28 protein-coding genes are annotated in these 25,314 nt (G+C 51.1%); 18 read left to right on the top strand and 10 right to left on the bottom strand.

What is annotated here, in order from left to right; genetic code table 11:
* The first annotated feature begins 45 nt into the window (after nt 1-45).
* Both curA and FGI41_RS21450 read left to right on the top strand, forming a co-directional pair.
* Nucleotides 46-1,056 carry an NADPH-dependent curcumin/dihydrocurcumin reductase gene (curA, locus tag FGI41_RS21455; RefSeq protein WP_139492348.1) on the top strand — a complete coding sequence of 337 codons (1,011 nt, stop codon included), beginning with the start codon at nt 46-48 and terminating at the stop codon, nt 1,054-1,056.
* Nucleotides 1,057-1,141: 85 nt separating this feature from the next.
* On the top strand, nt 1,142-1,249 hold the full coding sequence (locus FGI41_RS21450; RefSeq protein WP_139492347.1) for a DUF3789 domain-containing protein: 108 nt from the start codon (nt 1,142-1,144) through the stop codon (nt 1,247-1,249).
* Between the two features lie 50 nt (nt 1,250-1,299).
* Here FGI41_RS21450 and FGI41_RS21445 read toward each other — a convergent pair whose 3' ends face one another.
* The 4 genes from FGI41_RS21445 to FGI41_RS21430 all read right to left on the bottom strand — a co-directional run bounded on the left by FGI41_RS21445 (nt 1,300) and on the right by FGI41_RS21430 (nt 6,176).
* Nucleotides 1,300-2,043 carry an exonuclease domain-containing protein gene (locus FGI41_RS21445; RefSeq protein ID WP_139492346.1) on the bottom strand — a complete coding sequence of 248 codons (744 nt, stop codon included), beginning with the start codon at nt 2,041-2,043 and terminating at the stop codon, nt 1,300-1,302.
* Nucleotides 2,044-2,058: 15 nt separating this feature from the next.
* Complete coding sequence (locus FGI41_RS21440; RefSeq protein ID WP_139492345.1) at nt 2,059-3,120, bottom strand: DUF294 nucleotidyltransferase-like domain-containing protein; 1,062 nt, start codon at nt 3,118-3,120, stop codon at nt 2,059-2,061.
* A gap of 4 nt (nt 3,121-3,124) precedes the next feature.
* Nucleotides 3,125-4,564, bottom strand: a complete 1,440-nt coding sequence (locus FGI41_RS21435; protein WP_139492344.1) for an ammonium transporter — start codon at nt 4,562-4,564, stop codon at nt 3,125-3,127.
* Nucleotides 4,565-4,922: 358 nt separating this feature from the next.
* Complete coding sequence (locus FGI41_RS21430) at nt 4,923-6,176, bottom strand: MFS transporter (RefSeq protein ID WP_139492343.1); 1,254 nt, start codon at nt 6,174-6,176, stop codon at nt 4,923-4,925.
* Nucleotides 6,177-6,302: 126 nt separating this feature from the next.
* On the opposite strand from FGI41_RS21430, the gene FGI41_RS21425 reads away from it, so the two are divergent.
* Nucleotides 6,303-7,016, top strand: coding sequence for a DUF421 domain-containing protein (locus tag FGI41_RS21425; protein WP_139492342.1), 714 nt, complete (start codon nt 6,303-6,305; stop codon nt 7,014-7,016).
* Nucleotides 7,017-7,076: 60 nt separating this feature from the next.
* Here the strand turns inward: FGI41_RS21425 and FGI41_RS21420 are convergent, their stop codons facing one another.
* Nucleotides 7,077-7,295: a hypothetical protein gene (locus FGI41_RS21420; protein ID WP_139492341.1), complete on the bottom strand. Its 219-nt coding sequence runs from the start codon at nt 7,293-7,295 to the stop codon at nt 7,077-7,079.
* A 151-nt stretch (nt 7,296-7,446) separates the two neighbouring features.
* On the opposite strand from FGI41_RS21420, the gene FGI41_RS21415 reads away from it, so the two are divergent.
* The gene (locus FGI41_RS21415; protein WP_139492340.1) at nt 7,447-8,709 is read left to right on the top strand and encodes a methyl-accepting chemotaxis protein; all 1,263 of its coding nucleotides are present in this window, start codon (nt 7,447-7,449) and stop codon (nt 8,707-8,709) included.
* 62 nt (nt 8,710-8,771) lie between these two features.
* On the opposite strand, the gene FGI41_RS25135 is transcribed toward FGI41_RS21415, so the two are convergent.
* Entirely contained in the window at nt 8,772-8,945 is a 174-nt protein-coding gene (locus tag FGI41_RS25135) for a hypothetical protein (protein ID WP_176560384.1), read from the bottom strand.
* A 125-nt stretch (nt 8,946-9,070) separates the two neighbouring features.
* Here FGI41_RS25135 and FGI41_RS21410 point away from each other — a divergent pair, with 125 nt between their 5' ends.
* The 5 genes from FGI41_RS21410 to FGI41_RS21390 all read left to right on the top strand — a co-directional run bounded on the left by FGI41_RS21410 (nt 9,071) and on the right by FGI41_RS21390 (nt 13,365).
* Nucleotides 9,071-9,400 carry a toprim domain-containing protein gene (locus FGI41_RS21410; protein WP_139492339.1) on the top strand — a complete coding sequence of 110 codons (330 nt, stop codon included), beginning with the start codon at nt 9,071-9,073 and terminating at the stop codon, nt 9,398-9,400.
* Nucleotides 9,401-9,472: 72 nt separating this feature from the next.
* Nucleotides 9,473-9,679, top strand: a complete 207-nt coding sequence (locus FGI41_RS21405; protein WP_139492338.1) for a hypothetical protein — start codon at nt 9,473-9,475, stop codon at nt 9,677-9,679.
* A gap of 84 nt (nt 9,680-9,763) precedes the next feature.
* Nucleotides 9,764-10,399, top strand: coding sequence for a SafA/ExsA family spore coat assembly protein (safA, locus tag FGI41_RS21400; protein WP_255298582.1), 636 nt, complete (start codon nt 9,764-9,766; stop codon nt 10,397-10,399).
* Nucleotides 10,400-10,587: 188 nt separating this feature from the next.
* Nucleotides 10,588-12,579 (top strand): bifunctional 2',3'-cyclic-nucleotide 2'-phosphodiesterase/3'-nucleotidase, encoded by a 1,992-nt coding sequence (locus FGI41_RS21395; protein ID WP_139492337.1) that lies wholly within the window; start codon nt 10,588-10,590, stop codon nt 12,577-12,579.
* Between the two features lie 168 nt (nt 12,580-12,747).
* Nucleotides 12,748-13,365 carry a histidine phosphatase family protein gene (locus FGI41_RS21390; protein WP_176560383.1) on the top strand — a complete coding sequence of 206 codons (618 nt, stop codon included), beginning with the start codon at nt 12,748-12,750 and terminating at the stop codon, nt 13,363-13,365.
* Between the two features lie 75 nt (nt 13,366-13,440).
* Here the strand turns inward: FGI41_RS21390 and FGI41_RS21385 are convergent, their stop codons facing one another.
* Nucleotides 13,441-14,223 carry an undecaprenyl-diphosphate phosphatase gene (locus FGI41_RS21385; protein WP_139492335.1) on the bottom strand — a complete coding sequence of 261 codons (783 nt, stop codon included), beginning with the start codon at nt 14,221-14,223 and terminating at the stop codon, nt 13,441-13,443.
* Between the two features lie 218 nt (nt 14,224-14,441).
* Here FGI41_RS21385 and ribD point away from each other — a divergent pair, with 218 nt between their 5' ends.
* The 9 genes from ribD (at nt 14,442) to FGI41_RS21340 (ending at nt 21,730) form a co-directional block, all read left to right on the top strand.
* The gene (gene ribD, locus FGI41_RS21380; protein ID WP_139492334.1) at nt 14,442-15,557 is read left to right on the top strand and encodes a bifunctional diaminohydroxyphosphoribosylaminopyrimidine deaminase/5-amino-6-(5-phosphoribosylamino)uracil reductase RibD; all 1,116 of its coding nucleotides are present in this window, start codon (nt 14,442-14,444) and stop codon (nt 15,555-15,557) included.
* Nucleotides 15,558-16,220 carry a riboflavin synthase gene (locus tag FGI41_RS21375; RefSeq protein WP_139492333.1) on the top strand — a complete coding sequence of 221 codons (663 nt, stop codon included), beginning with the start codon at nt 15,558-15,560 and terminating at the stop codon, nt 16,218-16,220.
* Between the two features lie 46 nt (nt 16,221-16,266).
* Nucleotides 16,267-17,469: a bifunctional 3,4-dihydroxy-2-butanone-4-phosphate synthase/GTP cyclohydrolase II gene (locus tag FGI41_RS21370; protein WP_139492332.1), complete on the top strand. Its 1,203-nt coding sequence runs from the start codon at nt 16,267-16,269 to the stop codon at nt 17,467-17,469.
* Between the two features lie 5 nt (nt 17,470-17,474).
* Nucleotides 17,475-17,942 (top strand): 6,7-dimethyl-8-ribityllumazine synthase, encoded by a 468-nt coding sequence (gene ribH / locus FGI41_RS21365; RefSeq protein WP_139492331.1) that lies wholly within the window; start codon nt 17,475-17,477, stop codon nt 17,940-17,942.
* A gap of 147 nt (nt 17,943-18,089) precedes the next feature.
* Entirely contained in the window at nt 18,090-19,190 is a 1,101-nt protein-coding gene (locus FGI41_RS21360) for a CvfB family protein (protein WP_139492330.1), read from the top strand.
* A gap of 548 nt (nt 19,191-19,738) precedes the next feature.
* Nucleotides 19,739-20,059, top strand: a complete 321-nt coding sequence (locus tag FGI41_RS21355; protein WP_139492329.1) for a YbjQ family protein — start codon at nt 19,739-19,741, stop codon at nt 20,057-20,059.
* Nucleotides 20,060-20,227: 168 nt separating this feature from the next.
* Entirely contained in the window at nt 20,228-20,935 is a 708-nt protein-coding gene (locus FGI41_RS21350; protein WP_139492328.1) for a DUF421 domain-containing protein, read from the top strand.
* A 157-nt stretch (nt 20,936-21,092) separates the two neighbouring features.
* On the top strand, nt 21,093-21,398 hold the full coding sequence (locus FGI41_RS21345; protein WP_139492327.1) for a hypothetical protein: 306 nt from the start codon (nt 21,093-21,095) through the stop codon (nt 21,396-21,398).
* 47 nt (nt 21,399-21,445) lie between these two features.
* The gene (locus FGI41_RS21340; RefSeq protein WP_139492326.1) at nt 21,446-21,730 is read left to right on the top strand and encodes a hypothetical protein; all 285 of its coding nucleotides are present in this window, start codon (nt 21,446-21,448) and stop codon (nt 21,728-21,730) included.
* A 93-nt stretch (nt 21,731-21,823) separates the two neighbouring features.
* On the opposite strand, the gene FGI41_RS21335 is transcribed toward FGI41_RS21340, so the two are convergent.
* From FGI41_RS21335 to FGI41_RS21325, 3 genes are read right to left on the bottom strand one after another with little or no spacing between them, the layout of a single operon-like run.
* Nucleotides 21,824-23,731: a TRAP transporter permease gene (locus tag FGI41_RS21335; protein WP_139492398.1), complete on the bottom strand. Its 1,908-nt coding sequence runs from the start codon at nt 23,729-23,731 to the stop codon at nt 21,824-21,826.
* A 45-nt stretch (nt 23,732-23,776) separates the two neighbouring features.
* A complete protein-coding gene (locus FGI41_RS21330; RefSeq protein ID WP_139492325.1) occupies nt 23,777-24,307 on the bottom strand; it encodes a DUF1850 domain-containing protein in 531 nt (176 codons plus the stop codon).
* Nucleotides 24,308-24,314: 7 nt separating this feature from the next.
* Nucleotides 24,315-25,304 (bottom strand): TAXI family TRAP transporter solute-binding subunit, encoded by a 990-nt coding sequence (locus FGI41_RS21325; RefSeq protein ID WP_139492324.1) that lies wholly within the window; start codon nt 25,302-25,304, stop codon nt 24,315-24,317.
* Nucleotides 25,305-25,314: the final 10 nt, after the last annotated feature.

The raw sequence follows: 25,314 nt of genomic DNA, 5'->3' as shown, positions 1-25,314 counted from the left end.
GAATTTTCGTAAGTCCATTACCAATCGGTAGGGAGTGATTTTTTTATGTCAAGCATTACGAATCGTGAAATCCTGCTCGTCTCAAGACCCAAGGGTATGCCCACCCATGATAACTTCAAAATGATAGAGACCCCGCTGCGCGAGATTGCGGACGGTGAGATGCTTGTCCGCACTCTGTATCTTTCCGTTGACCCGTATATGCGAGGCCGCATGAATGACCAGAAATCGTATGTACCGCCATACAAGCTCGACGAGGTGATCGTCGGCGGTGTCGTCGGGGAAGTCACCGAGTCCAAGCACCCGAATTTTGCCGTAGGGGATAAAGTCGTCGGCTACCTCGGCTGGGCGGAATATAACATCACCAAAGGCGAAGGTGTACATAAAATCCCGCCATACGCTCCAATCACAACAGCGCTTGGTGTGCTTGGCATGCCTGGCTTGACTGCTTACTTCGGACTGCTTGATATCGGTCAGCCAAAAGAAGGCGAGACCGTCGTCGTATCCGGTGCGGCTGGTGCAGTCGGTACGGTTGTCGGTCAGATCGCCAAAATCAAAGGCTGCCGTGTAGTAGGCATCGCCGGTACCGAAGAAAAATGCAGCTACCTCCGCGATGAACTCGGCTTCGATGCCGTGATCGACTACAAGGCGGTCACCGATATCAAGGCCGCGCTCGAGGAAGCTTGCCCGAACGGCGTCGATATCTACTTTGACAACGTCGGCGGCGATATCACAGACGCTGTCCTGCGCCTGATCAACCACAAAGCACGCATCGCCCTCTGCGGTCAGATCGCTCTCTATAATCAGGAGAAGCCAGAAGTCGGCCCACGCGTTCTGCCGCAGATTCTCATCAACAGTGCCTTGCTCAAGGGCTTTATCGTCAGCGACTACGCCAAGCAATTCCCGGAAGGCATGAAGCAACTGGGCCAATGGGTCGTAGAAGGCAAGCTCAAGTACCGTGAAAATATCGTAGAAGGCTTCGACAATACGGTAGAAGCGTTCCTCGGACTGTTCCGGGGAGAGAACATCGGGAAACAGCTGGTGAAGGTGGCAGAGTAGCATTTGTACAGGAATGTTTTCCCTGTAAGCTGTCTACACTAGTAAGACCTACACCTTTTTCAGGCAAAAGGGAGGTCTTTCCCACATGTTTTCCTTCATACTCGGAGCTATGGCAGGAGCCATCTTGGGTGTCCTCACCATGTCCATGCTCGTGGCATCCAAACAGGCACGGGCCGAGGACCCCATCGAATAAAAAAGAGAGTCGTACCCTATCAAGAATAGGGGCGACTCTCTTTTTTTCTCCTAATAATTCATATTCCCCACCTGTTGATAGACATCGTGCAGGTCGCGGTACCCAAGCGACACAGCCTTCTCCAAATAGATCCCCCAGAGCTTCGCCGTTGCAGTCGCATCATGTAGGGCGTCATGCCGCTTTTCGATGGTGATGCCGTTGCGCTCACACAAGGCGTCCAGTGATCCATCCCGCTGCAAGCCGTCACAGAGGCGGACCAACAGCATCGTATCCATCAGGCGATGGGCGAACTTGGTCCGGCTTGTCTTCCACAGTCCTGCCTGCAAAAACTCACGCTCATGCCGCGAATGGTGCGCCACCAGCGGACGGTTGCGGACATACTGGAAAAACTGTGAAAGCACCGCCAACAGCTCTGGAGCATCGGCCAACGCTTCGGGCGTCAGTCCGGTCAATGTCTGGATATGAGGCGGAATCGCACGCTTCGGCTGGATCAGACTGAAAAAGCTCTCCGACGCAAGCACCTCACTCCCGCGCATCGCGACCGCTCCAATCGAGATAATCTCATCCCCATGATGCGGGTGAAAGCCTGTCGTCTCCAGATCGACCACTACGACCTCCAGTGTCTCCAGAGGCATATCGATACTGCTTTTCTTCTCCGCTTCTTTTTTCATCGCCCGCAAAAAAGCCTGATCGCTCGGAGCGTTGCCGGATACACCAGAAGAGAGAGAGGAGGGGAGGCCGCTTTCGCGGTAGAGATTCCAGAGGCGGTTCAATGGATTCCAGTTCTGTCTCATCCGACTCTCTCCTTTTTAGCGGGATCGCGACTGATAGCGGGACTGCGTGAACTCTTGCAGCCGGATCGCCAGCTTCATCGCGGATTTGAGATTGTGCCGTGTGTTTTTGTCAAAAAGGTGGAGCTTCAGATAGCTCGCATCCTCGTAATCCTCCTGTGACCACTGCGTATGGGCCAGCAGGCGCCAGCCGAGAATCAGGCGAAAATGCTGCTCTACATCGTCATACCACTCAGGGGGCCATGCGTTGTCCTGACGTAAGAGATACAGGCGCTGCAGGCTGGAAGTGGCGGGAATATCGTGTGCAATCGCCCAAAGGCGCAGGCAGTTGACGTAGGGGAGGTACAGTCCGTTTTTGAGGTTGATCGCACCGCGATGCTTGCCTTGCAATTCGGTCTGAATCCGTCCGAACCATCCAAGCGGTACATGACGGTGCAGCGTGTTGGCAAGCAAGCGGTTGACCATCATGGGAGACCGCTGGAAAAGCTGGTGATAGCGCTCTTTCCAAGAGGAGAACAAGACCAGACTGCCAGCCAGCATACGCGCATCGCCTACGACCAGCAGATACCGGACATTTTCCCAAGTAGGGTCCTGCTGCCACTCATCAAAAAGCTGTTGCCAATGCTCGACCGACCCCCGCCAACGCGGATTGGTACAGGTGACATTGCCATGGCAAGGAGGATAGCCTGCGTCCGCCAAGCCCTGTACCACCACATCAGCCAAGCGGGCGAAGTAGGCATCGATCTCGGCACGGGCAGTATCGCCGGTATGAGGCGGGATTTCATAGATTAGCCCATTATCCTGATCGCTGACAAAAGACTGCTCCTGCCGGCCCGCACTGCCGAACACGACAAAAGCATAAGGCACAGGAGGTTCTCCCATGCCTAATGCCTCTAATTCTTCGATCGCCAACTGCACACTCCGCTGCATCATGCGTTCGTGCAGAAGGTTCACCTTGTAGACGGCCCCGCTCCACTCTTGGGTAGAGGCGTTTTGTTGCAGGGGAGCGAGCCATTCCGTCCGACGCAGGTTCAGTTCAGTATAAGTGGTGATTTGTTCAATCTGCCCGATATGATCCATCTGTTCAGGTAAGTGTCTGTGTTGGGCGTCCAGATAAGTCGCCCCCTTCCTGTTTGGTGCTGACAGTCAGATGAGGTGCTGCGTGCTGTTGTTTCAACAGCTCAGGATAGCCGTAGCTGCCGTGTTCGCTCAGGTCAAGGCCGACCACTTCCTCTTCTTCTGTGACGCGCAGACCCATGACTGCTTTCATGATGCCGAGGATGACATAGGAGACAATGAAGACATACAGGACAGAACCAGCAAGACCTAGTGCCTGCACGCCCAGCTGTCCAAGTCCGCCGCCGTAGAACAGGCCCGGTGCCCCGATCCCTACTTGCTCAACCAGCTTCGGTGTAGCAAACAGCCCGGTAGAGAGCGTTCCCCAGATCCCAGCAATCCCGTGTACGCTAAACGCATAAACCGGATCATCGATACCGAGACGGTCGAAGTAAATCGCGGTAAAGAATGTAACAATACCTGCCACAGCCCCGATGACGACAGCCGCCCAAGGCTCGACGAACGCACAAGCCGCCGTGATCGCTACCAGTGCAGCCAAGACACCATTGAGCATCGCAGGGATGTCAGCTTTGCCCATCACGATCCAAGAGATAACCATAGCCGCAACCGCACCTGCTGCAGCTGCGAGGTTGGTGGTCAATGCCACATAACCGAAGAAGCCATTCGTAGAACCAAGTGTGGAACCGGCATTGAATCCAAACCAGCCAACCCAGAGAATGATAACGCCAAGCACGGTGTAGACTTGGTTGTGACCAGGAATCAGGTTAGAAGAGCCGTCACGGTTGTATTTACCGATACGAGGCTTCAAGAGCAGGGTAGCTACCAGAGCCGCGATGGCCCCTTGCAAGTGAACGACAGTCGAACCGGCAAAATCCTGCATGCCCAATTCAGCCAACCAGCCGCCGCCCCATACCCAGTGACCGACAACCGGATAGATCAGAATGGTATACAAAACACCAAAAACGAAATAAACCGACAACTTTGCACGTTCCGCGAAGCCACCCCATGCAATCGCCAGCGACACACCGACGAAGCCAAGCTGGAAAAGGAATTTCAACCCGACCGGGATGGAGGAGAAGGCAAGAGAACTGTAGGCAGCCGCCGCCTGTTCTTCTGTACCGTCAAAGAAGAATCCGGTCAAGCCAATCAGCGAGTTACCGTCACCGAAGGTAAGACCAAAGCCTAAAGCCCAAAATGCCAATGAACAAATCCCGAAGGTCAGGATGGTTTTACCCGCGACGTGACCAGCATTTTTCATGCGTGTGGAGCCAGTCTCCACCAGGGCAAAGCCCGCCTGCATGAAAATGACCAAGATTGCCGCCACCATTACCCACGTTGCATCGACAGCATTAGCCACTTGTGCAATCGTCAGTTCATCCGCAGCAAAAATGGTGGTCGGAAATAATAAGCTCATGAGTCCCACTGAAGCCAAAATACGCAGTAGCATGTTACTTCCACTCCTTTTTCGTGTTAGATTACCTAACATCTTATCTATATGTGAGATTATATGACATGAAGGTGGTTTTGTATACTGTTTTTTGAATATTTCACTAATAATGTGGGTGGGAGGGGGCAGGTTTCAATCTGGCTACACCTAATTAAAAACCCCAAGGGGGCGTAGACTTGCCGCTCCTCTCGAAGTTGGGAGGGTTTTCAAGAAGGTTCACCAGATTGAAACCTGTCCCTCAAAGTGGGGAAAGGATGAGGAGGGAAGATGCTTCGAAGCGCAAAAAAGCCTCCCCGGGTCTATCCCGAGAAGGCTTTCACACATGTTTTTCAACTCTAACGATTCATTTCCTCAAACACTAACTCCCCTGCACCGTAGCCGCCTCACTCTGCACCTTTTTCCACTCCGTACGTCCCAGCACATAACCAGCCAGAATCATCACGAAGAGGAACACCCCGGCGATCATAAAGATCGTAGCCACCGGCAGTGTAGACAGCCCTGCGGCCCCCATGCTGTTGGACACGATGCAAAACAGGGTGAATCCGAACATGTTGAGCGAGAACACTTTTCCCGTATTCTGCATCTCGATCTTGGTCTGAATCGCAGTCACAAGCGGGATTCCAATCAGCGGCCCGCCAAAGCCTGCGATGATGGCGGAGGCGAAGACGATCATTTCCATTGAATCACACAGCCCGATCAGCAAGAATCCAAGGGCGACGAACACCCAGCCAACGAGGATAACCAGCAGATGGTTTTGATAGCGCAGGCGGGTCATCAACAGACTTCCGATCAGATTGCCGACCCCGTAGCAGCCGAACAGAGTAGCCAGCATTTGCGGGTTATCCGCGTCAAGCTGTTTGGCAAGGACGGGGAAACCGACGTTCCAGCAGATTTGCCAGACGATGAAGCCGATGTTGCCGAACAGCAGGATGTAATAGAGCAGGCGTTTCCCCGCTACCTCTGTCAGCGCATCTTTGATGTCACTCATATACTCCTTGGGTGACAAGGCACCAGCACGCGGCATTTTTTCCTGATACAGATAGGAGCGTAATGAATATACAAAAAATGCTGAAAATAAATAGCATACCCCTGTGGTAAAGAACATATAGGATATCGGCATCAGACTTGCCATGAGCCCGATCAACATCGGGGCGAGTATGCGGATTGTGCGGAAGGTCGTATCCAACACAGCATTCGCCTTGCCCAGCTGCTCCTGTGCGATGACAGAGCGGAGCGCTACCGCACGGGACGGATAGAACAGCGTAGAGAAGATCCCGATGGCGAACTGCATGGCGAGAAAGAACGGAAAGGATGTCACCTTCAGCATGACCACCAGACCAACAAGGGCCGCAATCACGACGCGGGCAAGGTCAGAGGACATCATCATCTGCCGGGGACTCATCCGATCAGCCAGTACCCCGCCGATCATATAGAAGATCAGCCCGGCCAACATCTCAGGGATACTCACCATACTTAATACAGAGGGGTCGTTGGTCTCATGAAGCAAAAACCACAATAACGCAATATAGTAAAACTGATCGCCCACATTGGAGGCGACTTGTGCTGACCACAACAGTCGAAAAGGCCGTTGCTTCCATAAGGGTACGTGCATAGCCGACGACTCCTTTATTCACTAAAATTATTTTAAAAGGGTAACAGAAAGTGGAATAATTGTAAAGCAGGTAAAAAATCGGCGTGCGGGTAAACTACCTATGATTATGCCGAAGGAGGAGACTCCATGCCGGATTGGGGAAAAGTGATCATCCAGTCAATCGCAACACTTAGCTACCTGTTTATCATCACAAAATGGATTGGGAAACGTCAAGTGAAACAGATGACGACCATTGAATATATCGTAGGGATTACCATTGGATCGATCGCAGGGGTAGCTGCAACGACCACAGAGCGCCCGGTTTATCAGGATTTGGTCGCCTTGTCGATCTTCGGGGCTTTTCCTATGCTCGCAGATTGGCTTTCTTTGAAAAGTAAGAAGCTCCGCCATATTTTTCAGGGTAATGCGACAATCTTAATCGATCAGGGGAAAATCCTTGAGAAGAATCTGCGAAAAGAACGAATCAGTACCGAAGACCTGCTGGAAACCCTTCGGATGCAGCAGGTGTTTCGCGTATCTGATGTAGAATTCGCGGTGATGGAAGAGAACGGAGATGTCACAGTGATGCTCAAATCCGAAGCCCAGCCTGTCACACCCAAGGTGCTTGGCATTGCCGTACCTGCCCTTGACCCGCCGAAAACGGTGATCATGGACGGCACGGTGATGGATAAAGAACTGCGGGACATCGGTTTTTCCAAGGCTTGGTTGGAGTATAAGCTACAAGAGCGGAGCCTGCAGGTGAAGGACGTATTTTTCGGGCAGGTAGATCAGTCTGGTTTGCTTTACCTCGACCTTTATGAGGATCAAACGGCTACAGAATCGAAAGAAACGAAAGAATAAACCCCGTTCGCGAATCTCCTTCACTAGTTGACAGGAGCGAAAACGGGGTTCTTCATATTGCTACAGAATATAAGGCTGTGACGTGACTTGTCTGCCGAAGGAATGGCGGCCCGTATTGGCAAGCCACTTGCCTGTTCCCAGCAGTTCACAATAGGTATCATCATAATCGTCACCGTCGATTTCAAACAGGGAAATCAGGCTGGATTCCCGAGTAGAAAACGGACGACGCCCCTTCCCTTGGTTGATTCGTCTCATCCGGTAATATTGTTTTGGTTGCATCGCGGTTCTCTCCTTTATCACACCTATTTCATTATGTATGGTGGACAAAGCAAAATCATTCTAAACTCTTTTTAGTGTTTAACTAAATAGAAAAAGGGGAATCGAGATATTACTTGGTTGAAATTTTGCCAAAGAGAGGATGTAGCGAGCTATGGATTCATTCATGGTCAAAAGAATGGTCATCTATCTGATGGGCTCATTCATACAGGGGCTGTTGTTAGCGCTTCCGGTATTGGGATATATCATATGGTCAACTGAAGATATAAGCTGGCTGCAAGTGATAATCGTGTTGTTGCTGTGTGGAGTAGGCATGATTCTGGTAGGCTTATTCAATTTTATCAAATGGGCCAAGCCTTTCAAAGCGATTGAGAATCATATCCATGTGCTGGCGAGCGGTGACTTGACTGCAGAACCAGACCGGGAAGCACTCGGGCCGCTTGTCAGGGTGGCAGGTCCACTCGATGAGATGCGTGATAACTGGCGTGGCATGATCAACCAGATCAATCGTGCCAACGAAAGCCTGCGTCAATCGGTCGGACATCTGGTTGAACATGCTGCTGAGACAGAGAATATTGCGCAACATGTAACGGTCAGTGTCCAAACCACTTCCAACGACGTGCTTACTCAGATGAAAGCAACGGAAGAGAGCGCCCGTGCGATGGAAGAGATGACCATCGGCATTCAACGGATTGCCTCATCATCTTCACTGGTGTCAGAACGCTCAGTCTATTCCACCGAGCAGACGAACAAAGGCTTTGAACAATTAAAGCAAACCGTTACACAGATGGATTCGATCACCCGCACTGTGGAGAACCTGGCCAGCTCGATCACATCACTCAGCCAGCAATCCAACGAAATCGGCCAAATCATCGAGGTTATTACACAAATCACCAACCAGACCAACCTGTTGTCACTCAATGCTTCTATTGAAGCTGCACGTGCAGGCGAGCATGGCAAAGGCTTCGCCGTCGTCGCCAGCGAGGTTGGCAATCTGGCCAGACAGTCAGCAGAATCTGCGACCAAAATCGCCGACCTGGTAAAGCGTATTCAAGCCGACACCCAGCAAGTGCTGGCAGCGATGAATATCGGTACCAAGGAAGTAGCCGTCGGGACAGATATGGTAGAAGCGACCGGACAGATTTTCCGCGATATTCTACGCACGATTCAAGAAGTATCGGCAGAGGTTGAAGAGATGTCAGCAGCCTCTGAGCAACTGGCAGCTTCCTCTCAACAGGTGAGCAGCTCCATGGATGATGTCGCTCATATCGCCCGCCGTACCCAGCAAGGCTCTAGCGGGATTGCGGCGTCGATCGAACAGGAACTCAGCTCCATCCATATCATCACCGCATCAGCCAACCAAGTCAATGAACTGGCCGATCAGCTGAATTCCCTCGTGAAAAAGTTCAAGATATAACGAAAAAGACCAAGCTTCCCGTTGAAAAGGAAGCTTGGTCTTTTGTCATGTTGGCACAAAGATTAACGGTTGCCGTTGCCTTGGCTGCCTGCTTGGCGGTTTTTTTGTGCATAGTCAGAGCTGTTGCCGCCGTTGGTTTCGGTATGCAGATCATCTGCTACCGTGCTGCTTGTCAGACCAGTGACAGCCAGACCTTTTTGGTTGAGGTTTTTGGATTTAGAACGGTTTTGTTGCATGCTGGATCGACTCCTTTTCGCAAAAGTTGTCTTTAGCTTGCCGAGCTCCGCTTTTGATTAAACAGCCATTTTCTAGTGGGAAATGGTATATGATAATAGGAAAGAGCACAGGAGGAGGAGTTGGGATGGAAACGGGTGTTGTCATGATTGTAGAAGGAAAAACGGACAAAGAACGCCTGCTCCGTATCTTGGATGAGCCTGTCACGATCATCTGCACATTCGGTACGTTCAGCGAGGAAAAAGCGGAGCGGCTGCATGAGCAGATCGATGAGGCCGAGGAGATCTACATCTTCACCGATGAAGATGACAGCGGCAAAAAGCTGCGGTCCCAGCTTCGTCAGGAATTCCCCAATGCGACCCATCTGCATACCAAGAAAATTTTCGCCGAGGTGGCAGATACCCCGTTGGATGAATTGGCAGAGATTCTTGAAAAAGCAGGATTTGCCATCAAATAAGCATAACATACGGACAAACTGGCAATACCATACCTAGGAAGATTTTTGATCTTGGATGGAGGGTGAGTCAGTTTGGCTGGATTGATGAACTTTTTTGAGCGTATGAACGTGTGGATGTGGATTCTTGGAATTTTTATCGCGCATGCACTTTTGTATATTTTGCTTGGCACAGATAACTGGCTGGCTACGACGCTGTTGGCGACGTCTGTCTATGCGGTCGCCCTGCTGGTACTCAAAGTAGTGGCCCGCCGATTCACTCAGAATAAACAAAGAACGTAATAAGCAGCACAGCATTTTCCTGTGAGTCAACAGGACTACTCGACCCGCACTTGGACACCTTAACGGATGAAGGGGTGAATCCAAATGATGAGAAGAGTAGTCTTTTTTGTTGCGCTCATGGCGATGATCATGAGCGGTGCTGTGATGCCTGCACCAACCGCACACGCCCAATCCACTCAGGAAGTGTATGTGGTTCAGCCGGGTGACACACTTTGGAAGATCGCTGTGAAGTATCAGGTAGGTCTCTCCGAGATCATCGCTGCCAACCCGCAGTTTCCTAACCCAGCGCTGATCCATCCGGGGGACAAGGTAACGGTTCCGCTGTTCTTAGAGATCAAGTCGTTCGAATCCGAGGTCGTCACACTGGTCAACCAACAGCGTGCCAAGTACGGTCTCAAAGCGCTCCGTGCCAACTGGGAACTCGCCCGTGTCGCCCGTTACAAATCGGCTGATATGCGGGACAAGAATTATTTCTCCCACACCTCTCCTACGTATGGCTCTCCGTTTGACATGATGAAGCAGTTCGGCATCCGCTACACGGCAGCAGGGGAGAACATCGCAGCCGGTCAGACAACACCACAGCAAGTCGTGACCAGCTGGATGAACAGTGAAGGCCACCGCAGAAACATCCTCAATGCCAACTTCACCGAGATCGGTGTCGGCTACGCATCAGGGGGAAGCTACCGTCATTACTGGACACAGATGTTTATCCGTCCATAACTGAATACGTGGATGAGCAACCTGTCAAACCGCCGGCTGTAAGAGCTTGGCGGTTTTGTGTTCGTACGATTTACAGATTCTTTAACATACCTTCATTCTCTATTCACAGAACATTCATTCAGCTTGTCTATACTTGGAACTGTTAACCATTCGTTAACTATTAAACCGATGGGGTGAATCGATTGACTATGAAAAAAGTATTTGGTGGCATAATGGCGACCACGGTGGCACTTGGTGTTATCGCATTTCCCAATCTTGTGTCCTATGCAAGTGAAGAGGCAGTCCAACCAGATGCCCAAGGGCCCAAATTAAAGCTTCGTCTGCTCGAAACAACAGACCTTCACGTCAATCTCATGAACTATGACTACTATGAAGATAAAGAAATTCACACGTTCGGCTTCTCCAAAACGGTCAACCTGATTGAACAGGCACGCAGAGAAGCGAAGAACACCCTTCTCCTCGACAACGGGGATCTCCTGCAGGGCAACCCGCTTGGTGATTACGTGGCCAAAATCAAGCCGTTGCAGCAGGGTGAAATCCATCCAACCTACAAAGCGCTCAATCTGCTTCGCTATGATGCGGCGACGGTCGGCAACCATGAGTTCAACTATGGTCTCGATTTTCTGGAGACCGCGATGGAAGGCGCCAAATTCCCATATGTCAACGCCAACGTCTATGTGGATGACCACGACACCAATCCAGACAACGACCAGAACTACTTCACTCCATACCGCATCATCACCAAAAAATTCACCGACGAAAACGGTCAGGAGCAGACTGTACGGGTAGGTATCACGGGGCTGGTTACTCCGCAAATCATGCAATGGGACCAAGCCCACCTCGACGGCAAGATCACGGCCAAAGACATCGTTGAGACCGCCAAAAAAGTCATCCCTGAGATGAAAAAAGCAGGTGCTGATGTCGTCGTAGTACTGGCTCACACCGGTTTTGACAAAGACATCACCAAATACAACCCGGAAAACGCCATCTATCCGCTCAGCCAAGTGGATGATATTGATGCGATCCTCTTCGGTCATGCTCACGTCGAATTCCCGAGTGCCTCTTTTAGCGGTATCAAAGGTGTTGACGTGAAGAAAGGTACCATCAACGGTGTAGCGGCTGTAGAAGCTGGCTCTTGGGGGGATAAGCTCGGCATCATCGATCTGACCCTGCAAAAATACAAAGATACTTGGATCGTAACCGATTCGCAATCCACCAACCGTTATATCTATGATTCCGTCAACAAAAAACCGCTGACCGATGCCAACAAAAAAATCGCCAATCTGATCGCCGAAGAACATAAAGGAACGGTTGAATATGTACGCGGTCCTGTAGGCAACACCACCGCACCGATCAACAGCTTTTTCGCTCTGGTCAATGACGACCCCTCCATCCAAATCGTGACCAATGCGCAAAAATGGTACACAGAAAAAGCCCTCGAGGGTACAAAATACGAAGGCAAGCCAATTCTCTCTGTCGGTGCACCATTTAAAGCAGGCGGACGCAATGGAGTCAGCTACTATACCAACATTCCAGCCGGTACGATTGCGATCAAAGATACAGCCAGCCTCTATATCTATCCAAACACCGTCAAAGCTGTCCTCGTCAAAGGTTCAGACGTGAAGGAATGGCTGGAGATGTCGGCAGGTCAATTCAAGCAGATTGATCCTGCCAAGACGGACGAACAGCAGCTCATCAATAACGACTTCCCAACCTACAATTATGATGTCATCGATGGCGTCACCTACCAAATCGACGTCACCCAACCGGCCAAATACGACTCCAAAGGTAATGTCGTCAACGCAAGTGCCAACCGGATCAAGAGTCTGATGTTCGAAGGAGGGGCGATTGACGCGAACCAAGAATTCGTAGTCGTCACCAACAACTACCGAGCAAGCGGCGGCGGGAACTTCCCAGGGGTCAAAGCGCAAAACATCATCCTCGATGCCCCGGACGAAAACCGTCAAGCTCTAATCGAGTACATCCGCGATCAAAAAACGATCAACCCAAGCGCAGACAACAACTGGTCTTTTGCTCCGATTAACGGCAATGTGAAGGTTGTATTCGAATCTTCTCCACAAGCCAAGGATTTCGCTGAGAAGCTGGGCCACATCAAGTATGTGACCACATTGGAAAGCGGATTCGCCAAGTATCAGATTGACTTAGCCGCGAAGAAATAAGATAGAAATGCACCTCTTACAAGCAGACATCGGATTACCTCTTGGTTGATCCTGATGCAGCATGAGGGGGTGCATTTTTTCGTATGGTTTTCATTGGTGGAATAGAAGGCAAGCATTTGGGAAACATAAGCGCGTTTGGAAAAAGTTATGAGAGGATGTAGGACAGATATGTTTTACAAAAAGACTTCCGTGTTGGCGTGCCTGCTTACCACCTTTGTGTTCTTCTTTTCGGGCAGCACGGCTAGTGCGGTTCCACTGGCAGATGGGAATGATACGGCTTCGTTATTGGAGGCGATGAAGCAAGGCGGATATATTCTGTACATGAGGCACGGGGAAGCTACGGTCGGCGAAGATGACCCGACCCATGTAGACCTCACGAATTGCAAGACCCAACGCAATCTGAGCGAAAAAGGGAAGACACAGGCGAGACAGATCGGGGAAGTATTCAAAAAGCATGCGATTCCGATTCAATATCCGGTATTGGCCAGTCCATACTGTCGTGCCCGTGAAACGGCCAACCTTGCTTTTGAAATGAAAGGGGTCGTCACTCATCCGTTATTGTCTTTAGAAAAGCTGGAGGAGAATCTGGGTACCTTCTTAAAGACAGCACCCGAGCCGGGTAAAAACCGAATCATTATCGCGCACGGTACAGAACGGGTAGCTGCATTTGATTACCTGGATGTCATTGTGATTAAGCCTGATCCACAAGGCAACGATTATCAGACACTCGGCAAAATCAGCCGTGAAGAGTTTATCAAATGGGCGAATCAAAACCAACCCCAATAACGGACAGCAGCAAAAAAGCGCACAAGCCCGAAATCTCATCAGGGTTGTGCGCTTTTCTCTACCTTATGAATCAACTTACCACTTACCGAGTGCCTGCATGATCAGAATCACTGCACCGAGCACCCATACATAATACGCGAACACTTTCATCGAGCCATTGCTGATGAGCTTAATCATCCAGCGGACAGCGACATAACCGAAGATCGCGGCAAACACAGCACCGATCAGCATGTATGACAGATTGGACGGCAACACAGGAGCTTCCGCCAGCTCTTTCACCTGCAAGACAGTCGCACCGAGGATCGCCGGCAGGGAGATCAGGAAGGAGAAGCGGGCCGCATCCGCACGGTCAATCCCGCGCAGGAGTGCACCTGCGATGGTCAGACCAGAACGGGAGATCGCCGGCAGAATCGCCGCACCTTGAAGAGTACCGACGATGAACGCATCCATATAGTTGATTTGCTCAAAGTTACGGCTTCCTTTGCGGATGGATTCAACCGCCCAGAGGATGATCCCTGTGGCAATGAACTCGTAGCCGATGGTAGCCCCGGTCTGTGAGATCTCTTCAAAATAGTCTTTAAACGTAAGGGCGATGATCCCCGTCGGAATCGTACCGACGATCAGCAGTCGGACGAGACGGCTGGTTGGGTTTTTGAGCATATGCAGAATGTCGCCCCAGAATACGATGACAACGGCTACGAACGTACCGATATGCAGCAGGGTGTCAAACAAAAGCCCAGCTTCACGAAGACCAAACAGCTTGCCAAACAACACAAGGTGGCCCGTACTTGAGATCGGCAAAAACTCGGTTAAGCCCTGCACGATCCCCAATATAATGTGTTCTAACAGTTCCAGCATTCGATTCGCTCCTAACACAAAAATTTCACTTGGTTTCTAACAAAAGTGTATGTGCCTTTGAGCACGACTTGTCTATTTTATCATAATTCAGTAGCAATGTTTTGAAAAAGTTATGTAATTTTTTACAGTCCAGCAGGTGAACTTCCGCTATGGGCGGGATGAGTGGTTTTGTGTATAATGAGGGAAAATAAAGCCTGACCCAAGGTAGGTGAACGGATATGCGTGATCAAGACTATATGGCGGTCGCCTTACAGATGGCACAAGGCACGTTGGGACAGACCAGCCCCAATCCAGTCGTGGGGGCCGTCGTCGTCCGGGATGGAGCCATCGTCGGGATGGGTGCTCATCTCCAAGCGGGAGAACCCCATGCGGAAGTCCACGCTCTCCGGATGGCCGGGGACAAAGCCCGTGGAGCGACCATCTATGTCACGCTCGAACCCTGCAGTCACTATGGACGGACACCTCCATGTGCCAAGGGGATCATCGAAGCGGGGATCAGCCGTGTGGTCGTCGCGACTCTGGACCCCAATCCGCAGGTGGCCGGCCGTGGTGTTTCTATGCTGCAGGAGGCGGGTATAGAGGTAACAGTCGGCGTACTGGAAAAAGAGGCCAAGCGGTTGAATGAAATCTTTTTCCACTATATCACGACCAATCGACCGTTCGTCACAGTCAAAACAGCAAGTACACTGGATGGCAAGGTAGCGACAGAAACGGGTCACAGCCGATGGATTTCAGGTGAGCTTGCAAGAGAAGAAGTACATATGTTGCGTCACCAGTTTGATGGGATTTTGGTCGGGGTCAATACCGTGCTGGCCGATGATCCATCGCTGACCGCCCGATTAGAGCGGGAGACTCGTCAACCGGTGCGCGTGATTCTTGATACGACACTGCGGATTCCGCTTCATGCCAAGGTTGTCACAGACGGTCTTGCCCCTACGTTGATCTACACGACAGACCGGGCGCCGGCAGACAAGCAGGAAGCCTTGCAGCAGCTTGGAGTAGAGGTCGTCCGCTTGAGCAGTCCGAGCGGCAAAGTGGAGATTGATGAGGTACTCGTGTCATTAGGAGAGCGGCGGATCACATCGCTGTTGGTAGAAGGTGGCTCCGCTGTCAATGGGGCGTTCCTCGCAGCAGGTGCCATACAGAAGGTGATCAGCTATATTTCACTGAAGCTGGTGGGGGGCGCAGGAGCACCTACACCATTTGGCGGAAGTGGGATTGAGCTGATGGGGGATGCCATTTTGCTTCGTGACATTGAGGTGGAGCGGATCAGCGACCAGGATTTGCGTATCGTCGGCTATCCGCAGTTTGCACAAGGCAAGGAGCGATTATAGGTGTTTACGGGAATCATTGAAGAGGTAGGAACCATCGCCGGAGTAGAGGGTGGTTCACAAGCGAGCAAGGTGTTGATTCAAGCCAAGACGGTGCTCGGGGGTGTGCAGTTGGGAGACAGTATCTCTGTCAATGGTGTCTGCCTGACCGTCACTTCCTTTACCGCCAGTCATTTTACCGCTGACGTGATGCCCGAGACGCTCAAGAAGACCAACCTCGGCAAGCTCAAGCGCGGAGAGCCGGTCAATCTGGAGCGGGCGATGGCGATGGGAGACCGGTTTGGCGGTCACATCGTATCTGGGCATGTGGATGGCGTCGGACAGATCATCTCGCGGGAGAACTATGCCAATGCCGTGCTGTTTCGCATTACGGCACCCAAGTCCCTGCAAAAATATATGATCCCACGCGGCTCTGTCACGGTAGATGGCATCAGCCTGACACTCGTGGATGTAGAGAATGACGGTTTTTCCATCTCGATCATTCCACACACACTGGCCCATACGTGTCTTAGGGACAAGCACGCAGGGGATATGGTGAACCTGGAGTGCGATGTGATCGGCAAGTATGTAGAGCGTCTGATGACATTTGGGACTGAGGGTTCGGAGGGATCATCCCGACGCTCATCGGTCAGCCTTGACTTTTTACGCGATAATGGTTTTGCCTAAAAGCAATCACAATCTAGTGAAGCAACCAGCAAGGGGAGAAGCTCACATGTTACATACCATTGAAGAAGCACTGGAAGCACTAAAAGCGGGAAAACCTATCATCGTCGTCGATGATGAAGACCGGGAGAACGAAGGGGATTTCGTCTGCACAGCGGAAGCGGCTACTCCTGAGATGATCAACTTCATGGCTACTCATGGGCGGGGTCTCATCTGTGTGCCGATCACCGAGCAGCGCGCACAACAGCTCAATCTCAAGCCGATGGTCGAGCATAACACGGACAAGCAAGGCACAGCCTTTACTGTCTCGATTGATGAGATCACCACACATACCGGAATCAGTGCCCATGAGCGTTCCCAGACCGTTCTGGCAATGCTCGACGAGAAAAAGGGGCCAGAGCATTATCGCCGTCCCGGCCACATCTTCCCGCTGATCGCCAAAGAGGGCGGTGTCCTGCGACGTGCCGGACATACCGAAGCAGCCGTTGATCTGGCTCGTCTGGCAGGTGCCTATCCAGCCGGGGTCATTTGTGAAATTATGAACGAGGATGGTTCCATGGCCCGTCTGCCGGAACTCCTTAAGGTAGCGGAGCGTTTTGACCTCAAGATCATCTCGATTGAAGAATTGATCCGCTACCGCACCCGCACCGAATCACTGGTCAAGCGTGAAGTGGAAGTGACCTTGCCGAGCGAATACGGTGATTTCCGTGTCATTGCTTTCACCAATGAGATCGATCAGAAGGAACATCTGGCTCTGGTCAAAGGCGACATCAATCCAGATGAGCCGACATTGGTACGTGTTCATTCCGAGTGCCTCACGGGGGATGTCTTCGGCTCTTTCCGCTGCGATTGTGGCCCGCAGCTTCACGCGGCCCTGCGCCAGATCGATGAAGCAGGCAAAGGTGTGCTGCTCTACATGCGCCAGGAAGGCCGTGGTATCGGCTTAGTCAACAAGCTGCGCGCCTACAAGCTCCAAGAGCAGGGATATGACACCGTGGAAGCCAATGAAATGCTCGGATTCCCGGCAGACTTGCGTGAGTATGGCATCGGGGCGCAAATCCTGCGTAACCTCGGTGTGGGCAAAATCCAACTCCTCACCAACAACCCGCGTAAAATCAAAGGACTCAATGGTTATTGTCTCGAAGTGGTGGAGCGTGTGCCGATCCAGATGAAGAGCCACCCTGCCAATGAAAAATATTTGCAGACCAAACACGAGAAATTAGGGCATCTGCTTACCATCACAAAGGAGTGAATTTCATGCGTACATATGAAGGAAATTTAGTAGGTTCAGGCTTACGAGTAGGGATTGTCGCAGGTCGTTTTAATGAATTTATCGTCAGCAAACTCGTAGGCGGTGCACTTGACGCGTTCAAACGTCACGGCGTTGAAGAAGAAAATGTAGAGCTGGCATGGGTTCCAGGTGCATTCGAAATCCCGCTGATCGCCAAAAAAATGGCGGAGTCCGGTAAATATGATGCAGTTGTAACGCTGGGTGCTGTCATCCGCGGCGCTACTCCGCATTTTGACTATGTGTGCAACGAGGCTGCCAAAGGCGTGGCTTCCATCTCTCTTTCCACTGGCGTACCGACTATTTTCGGTGTACTGACCGTGGACAGCATCGAGCAAGCGATCGAGCGCGCGGGTACCAAAGCAGGCAACAAAGGCTGGGAAGCAGCAACCGCTGCAATCGAGATGGCTAACCTGAGCCGTCAATTCAACAAGTAACCCTTTTTTTGTACGGAATGTACCGCTTCCGCCGCGTATGACCACAACGCCGAAGCGGTACTTCGTCTGTAGAAAAAGGGGCAAAAACGGGCACTCTATACAATAGATCAGTACCTCATGCAGTTATGAACAGGGAAGTGAAAACGAATGAATGATCGAAGAGATGGAAGAAGCAATAACCGACGCTCCGGATCAGGTGCACCTACAGGCCGACAGGGTTATGGCCGTCAAGCAGCAGGCCGCGGTGCAGCGGGAGGAAGACCAGCATTTGGCAGCAGACCAGATGCTGGCAGACAGATGCGTGGCCGTGTAGCTGCCAAGCCGTTTATCCCGCCACAGTCTACCCGGTTTAGAGCGGGACAGATCGCTACTTTGCCGATTGAGCGCGAAACCGAGTTCGGCTACTTCGTCACAGACGGCGAAGTAGATATTCTGCTTCACAAAAATGAGGTGACAGAGCCGGTACGCGTGGGCGATGAGGTCAAGGTGTTCTTCTACCATGACCACGAAAACCGCCTCTCCGCCACCATGCGCATGCCAATCGTCACCGAGGGCCGGTATGACTGGCTCGAAGTGGTGGAAGTGAATCCGCGAATGGGCGTGTTCCTCAACAACGGTACACAAAAAGACCTGCTCCTCTTCATGGACGACCTCTCCCCGATGCGTGAAGAATGGCCGCAAAAAGGCGACAAGGTGTATGTCACACTCAAGCATGACAAATACGGCCGCCTGCTCGCTGACCCAGCTGTCGAAGATGTCATCTGGGATGCATCGCGCAACGCAGGTGAAGAGATGCGCAATCAATGGGTGGATGGACGGGTCTACCGTGTGATCCGCGAAGGTGCTTTTGTCTTTACGGACGCCAAGTACATCATGTTCATCCACCGCGATGAGATGGTAGAACCGCTTCGCATGGGTCAGCAAATCCGCGCCCGTGTCACTTATGTCCGCGAAGATGGCAGACTCAACGGCTCCGTACGCCTGCGCAAAGAGCATCAATACGGCGAGGACGCCAAAACCCTGCTCACCTATCTGGCCGAGCGCGGTGCGATGCCGTTCAACGACAAGACTGACCCTGAGATCATCAAAGACAAATTCAACATGAGCAAAGGTGCCTTCAAACGCGCCCTCGGCAAGCTGATGAAAGAAGGTTTGATTGAGCAGGATGAAGAATGGACACACCTCAAGCGGGAAGCCTATCTGAGCATGCAGGCAGAGCTGGAGCAGGAAGAGACGCACTTGCAGTAAGGGACGAGGATGGATTTCTAAAAGAAACTTTAATGTCCCAAAAAAGCTTCAGCTGTCATACAATAAAGACAGCCAAATAAAAAGACCGCAGATGTGGCGCATCTGCGGTTGTAACAACAATGCGGGGTTACAACCTCGGCGAAATGGATTTGGATTAATCAAAACCCACCGAAGGTCGTCTAACCTTTATTCGGTGGGTTTTCTCTTGTTATGCCATTTACGTAACCACCTGTATAGCTTACGCATGCCGAACCAAAAGCTCAGCAGGGTAGACGCTACCATGATGATGACAAACAGCTTTGCAAGAACGACCATGGCCTCACCTCCTCTCTTGGAGGCTTCCGCCGATGGTGCCCACCGTACCTGTTGTTACCTTACGATTGTAGACCCGATTTAGCCAAATTGTTCAAAAAAGATTGTCTAATATGCTCGATTCTACATAAAAGTTTTTCCCTACACACAGGCTCGTGTCAAAGAATCAACCCGAATGTTTTCTACCTGACAGCGTAACAATAAAGAGAAACTTCAACGGAAAGCAGGTAGAAAACATGATCGTTACGACAACTCCTCTGCTGCAAGGGAAGGAAGTCCGCGAATATCTTGGGATCGTCAACGGTGAAGTGATCATGGGGGCGAACATCGTGCGGGATTTTTTGTCCGGGATCACCGATATCATTGGTGGTCGCAGCGGGGTCTATGAAAGCAAGCTTCAAGAAGGACGGGAAGAAGCACTGCGCCTGATGGAGGAAGCGGCTGCTCTGCGCGGAGCAGATGCAGTTCTCGGCGTCGACCTTGATTTTGAGGTTATCGGGGCGAATGGGAGCATGCTGATGATCGTGGCAACCGGTACAGCGGTCAAGTTGGGATAACCGGAGCTAACCTGTGCCTGATTAATAACAAAAAAAAGACGACGATTCGAAGCGCTTCTACCTCGCGCTGCTCGGACCGCTGTCTTTTTTTATTAGGTAAGTGACTCTCAAAAGAATAGCATCAACCATATCGGTTTGGTACATCCTGTAAATGAGGTGAAAAACCATATGGAGTATGTACATATACTGGGCAGAACCATACTAGCTTTTACGATTCCAGTCATTATGGCCAAGATACTGGGGAAGCAGACCACTTCCAATATGACATTTCATGATTTTGTCGTGGGGATTACCGTCGGGGGAATCGCAGCTAATCTGGCGTTCAACAAAAAGATACCGACGATGTATTTTATTGTTGCCTTTGCTGTTTTTATGGTGATTTCCTATGTGATCTCTGTGGTAGCACTAAAGAGTCACAAAAGCCGTTCATGGGTCTCCGGTGAGCCTACCGTTTTGATCGAGGGTGGAAAAATTCTGGAAACTAATATGAAGAAAGTCAAGTTCACGATGGATTCCCTGAACCAGTCACTGCGGCAAAAGGATATTTTTAATATAGAAGAAGTGGAGTATGCAGTGCTGGAGAATAACGGGCAGCTTTCGGTGAAGAAAAAGGATGAATATTTGACTGTGACGAAAAAAGACCTGCAGCTGCCATTCGCACCGCATTCCCATTTTCCAGTCGAACTGATTATAGAAGGAAAAATAACCAAGCAGGCCCTCGAGACGCCGGGGATCAGCAAAGAGTGGCTGATTACACAGGTCACAGCAAAGGGCAGGCAGCTCTCCGATGTGTTTTATGCAGTGAAAACAACGAATGGACATCTGGTCTTTGATTTTTATCAGGATGACCTGCAAAAACCCGTTGATCAAGAATAACTGACTTGAGTGTAAGGATGGATAGACCGATTAACTGTTCGGGTTGGATGGAGGAAGAAAATCCAACAAAATGGTTTCACTGTGTGTAGGCAAATGAATAGTATGGATTGGGACTCATCTTGATGTAGACTCGGACAACGCGGTATGGGGTGTGGATATGGGAAGGCAAAATATAAGCGATGATTTGGCTCTCGTCGCTGCCTGGATTACATTACTTGCAGACTTCATGGCAGCGATTGGTGCGACCGTTGCCGTCCAACCAGAAACCGAAACGACCACCACAACAGATAACACAGACATCCAAAAGAGGCTGGATGATTGGCAGAATCAGATGGAGCTCCAAAACAAGCAGATACAAAAGCAACAAATCCAGTTTCAGCTATGGCAATTGCAGATGGAGCTAAAGGAGATTGAAACCAAACTCGAACAAAGAAGGAATCCAAAAAAGAAGGGTTCTGGATAGCTGACAGCGGACCGATTCAAGGGTAAGGAAGAGGGGGAAGGGTGTAGATGTCGGCCTCTGACGATGATGTAATGGTAATAGCTCTCTGGATTATTTCCATCGGTTTTATCATTTTGGCGATTAGCAAAACAGTTGGTCTCAACAATGAGCCATGCAAAGAGGACGGAGGAAACGGCACAAAGCTAGTGCCGCCCGTACCAACCCCAGTCCCTCAGACATCTGCTGTGCAGGCCGACAACAAGCAAGCGGAAGATGAGCAATACACACAAATCCAGAAGCAACTGCAACAGCTGAGCAGCGGGATCAGCGCATTGAAGGAAAAATTACAATGAGAAGAGCTTATATCGTTCATTCGGACGGAAGGCAAAAAAGATCATCTGAGCCTGCCGAGCTCAAATGATCTTTTTTGTCTTGTGTCTGTTATGTTAGGCTGCGGTGTTTTGCTGTTGGGCAGGGCCCTGTTTCTTCGCTTTATACAGCGAGTAGGCGAAGCCCAGTCCGAGCAGGGCAAACCCGCTCAAATCGGTAATCATGCCCGGAATAATCGCCAGAATCCCGCCAGCGACAGCTACGAGACGTTCCAGCCAGTTCATCCGTGCCATCCAGAAGCCGATGAGACCTGCACCAACACCGATCATCCCGACGGTTGAGGTGATCATGACCCAGATCGACTCCAGGAAGGTGGTATCAATCAGCAACAACTGAGGAGAGACGACGAAGATATACGGGGCCAGGAATGCGGCAATGGACAGCCTCGTCGACTCCACCCCGGTCATGATCGGCTTGGATTTGGCGATCCCGGCGGCGGCAAAGGCGGCCAGTGCGACAGGCGGTGTGATGTCTGCCACAATCCCGAAGTAGAAGGTAAACATATGGGCAGCCAATTCAGGCACACCTTGTTGAACCAGTGCCGGAGCAGCAATGGTCGAGGTAATGATATAGTTGGCGGTCGTCGGTGTTCCCATCCCGAGGATCAGGGAAGCGATCATCGTGAAGACCAGGGTGAGGAACAGATTGCCGCCGGCGAGGTCGAGCAGACCATTCGCCAGCTTGAGACCGATACCTGTCAGGGTAACAGCACCGACGATAATACCTGCGGCAGCCGTTGCAGCGACGACGCCAAGAGACATTTGAGCACCGGAGGCAAGAGCTTCCAGAATATCTTTTGGTCCCATGCGTGTCTCTTTGCGGAAGGCACCGACGACAATGCAGGAGATAATGCCGATAATGGCGGAACGCTCAGCAGATAAGCCCATCATCAGGACGCCGATGATGATCACAATCGGTGCGAGCAGGTAGATTTTTTTCAACACTTCTTTTTTATCCGGTATTTCTTCTTTCGTCAGACCACGCAGGCCCAGTTTTTTCGCTTCAAAGTGGGTCATGATCCAGATCCCGACGAAGAAGAGAATGGCTGGGAGTGCCGCAGATTTGGCAATATCCCAATACGGAATATTGATGAACTCAGCCATCAGAAACGCTGCCGCACCCATGATCGGCGGCATGATCTGCCCACCTGTGGAGGAGGAAGCCTCTACGGCTGCCGCGAATTCTTTACGGTAGCCCAGCCGTTGCATCATCGGGATGGTGAAGGCCCCGGAGGTTACGACGTTGGCAACAGAGCTTCCGCTGATCGTTCCTTGCAGGGCACTGGAGAATACCGCTACCTTGGCTGGACCACCGATCCGGCGACCAGCGATAACGAGCGATAAGTCGTTGAAGTAATCGCCGACGCCTGTTTTTTCCAGAAAGGCACCGAACAAGATGAACAAAAAGATAAACGTGGACGAGACAGCAAGCGGTGTTCCGAAGATTCCTTCTAATGTGAAGAAGGTGTGCCCAACGATTCGGTCAAAATCAACCCCACGGTGTTCCAAAAAGCCTGGCATCAGCTGACCATAGTAGGTGTAGAGCAAAAACACGCCGGCAATAATCGTAATCGGCAGACCAACTACGCGGCGGGACGCCTCCAACACGATCAATGTGGCGACAGAACCGATCACCAGGTCTAACGAGGTATAGTTCCCCGTACGGAGCACCAATCCATCGTAGTCATAGACCCAATACAAGGAAGTCGCAACGGCAATGACCGCTAATATGATACCGATGATGCTGGTCTTGGAGCGGTCAGACTTGGCTCTTCCCGGATAGAGGAGGAAAACCAAGCCCAGTCCGAATGCCAAGTGAATCGGGCGGTGAATCTGAGGAGGCAATGTAAGAAAAAAGGATGCGACCAGTTGATATACAGAGAATAATACGAGCATGGAGAAAACGATCCATTTCATCGGGCCGCTGTAGTGGCGGACAGCCGACTCTTTATCATACTTTTCCATCAATTCGTTAATCTCTTGTTGCGAGGCATGTGTACTCACAGTAGGTTACCCTCCAATCTGTTCTAGAATTGATACTCTCTCGATCTGAAGCTGGATGGCTGTGCCGGGCGGAGCGAGGGTGCTGAGCGGAATTTTTTCTCCTGACAGCAGCAAGGTATGATTTGCCCGTACTTGACCGATGAATAGATGGAGAGCCGGAAATTTCCGATTCATATGTTTGAGGACAAATTGATTATCTTCCATAACCAGTTGTTCGCCGGGAGCAAGCCCGCTTTCCATCCCGATCCCATAGTCTTGAAAAGACATCTGGGTCAACAGCAGGTCATTGTCTTCGATCTGGTAATACTCGATGACAGGGGTACGGTGGATGGAATGAGTCCATTGCAATTGGAATTGTCTCTCGCGGGGCATGTTGAGCATCCCATACAGCTGATCTGTACGCTCATCGCGGATCGTAATTGCCTGTGAGAGGGGAAGCAACAGAATTCCAGCGAGCATCAGGATACTGATCAATAACAAGGAGAAAAGGCGGAAGTTATTCCGCCCTCTCTGCTCCATCTGATTCGGATGGTTCATGCAAAAATTATTTGACGCCTTTTTCGTCAAAGAACTTCTTCGCACCTGGATGGATTGGCAGGCTTACCCCTTGCAATGCTTTTTCCACGGAGATTTCTTTTGCTTTTGCGTGGCCCAGTTTGTCTGTGTTCTCGAAGATCGCTTTGGTTACTTTGTAGACGAGGTCTTCGCTCAGGTCTTTGCGGACAACGAGCATGGCTTTGACGGAGATCGTGTTGGTGTCAGCGGAAACGGTTTGATAGGTGTTACCAGGAATGGTGGTTTTCACGTAGAACGGATATTTTGCTACAATTGCGTCAATTTTATCTGCTTCGATGGAAATGATTTTTACACCTGAGGTAGCAGCCAGCTCGGTGATCGCTGCTGTAGGTGTTCCTGCTGTTTGGAAAGCAGCATCGAGTTGACCGTCTTGGATCGCTTTGGATGAGTCAGAGAAGGAGAGGCGTTGCAGCTGCAGGTCTTCGAACTTCAGACCATATGCTTCGAGGATTTGTTGTGCGTTCATTTCAGTACCGCTGCCTGGAGAGCCGACAGAGACGCGTTTGCCTTTGAGGTCAGCGACAGTGTTGATATTGCTGTTGGCAGCAACTACGATCTGAATGGTCTCATCGTACAGAGCGCCCATCGCTTCGAAGTTGTCGATTTTGCCGTCTTGTTGGAACATGTTGGAGCCTTCGCTTGCATATTGGGCGATGTCACTTTGGATGAAGGCAATATCCGCTTTCTTGTCGCGGACGAGACGCATGTTCTCAGCAGATGCACCAGATGTGGTGGCACTTGCTTCGATACCTGCATTTTTCTTGACCTGCTCAGCCATACCGCCGCCAAGTGGATAGTATGTCCCACCCGTACCGCCAGTGGTGATCACGAGGTTGCTTGGATCGTTGCTGCCTGCACTGTCACCGCCGGAGCTGGTAGGAGCTGCACCGCCGCCACATGCGGCCAGGGACAAGCTGAGAAGCAGTACCATAGAGGTAAAGAGACTACGCTTTTTCATATAGGAACCC

The organism is Brevibacillus dissolubilis (assembly GCF_006170445.1).
Classification (GTDB): domain Bacteria; phylum Bacillota; class Bacilli; order Brevibacillales; family Brevibacillaceae; genus Brevibacillus_B; species Brevibacillus_B dissolubilis.
Note: the sequence above shows the minus strand (reverse complement) of the source record. Positions and strands in the feature narration are given on the sequence as shown.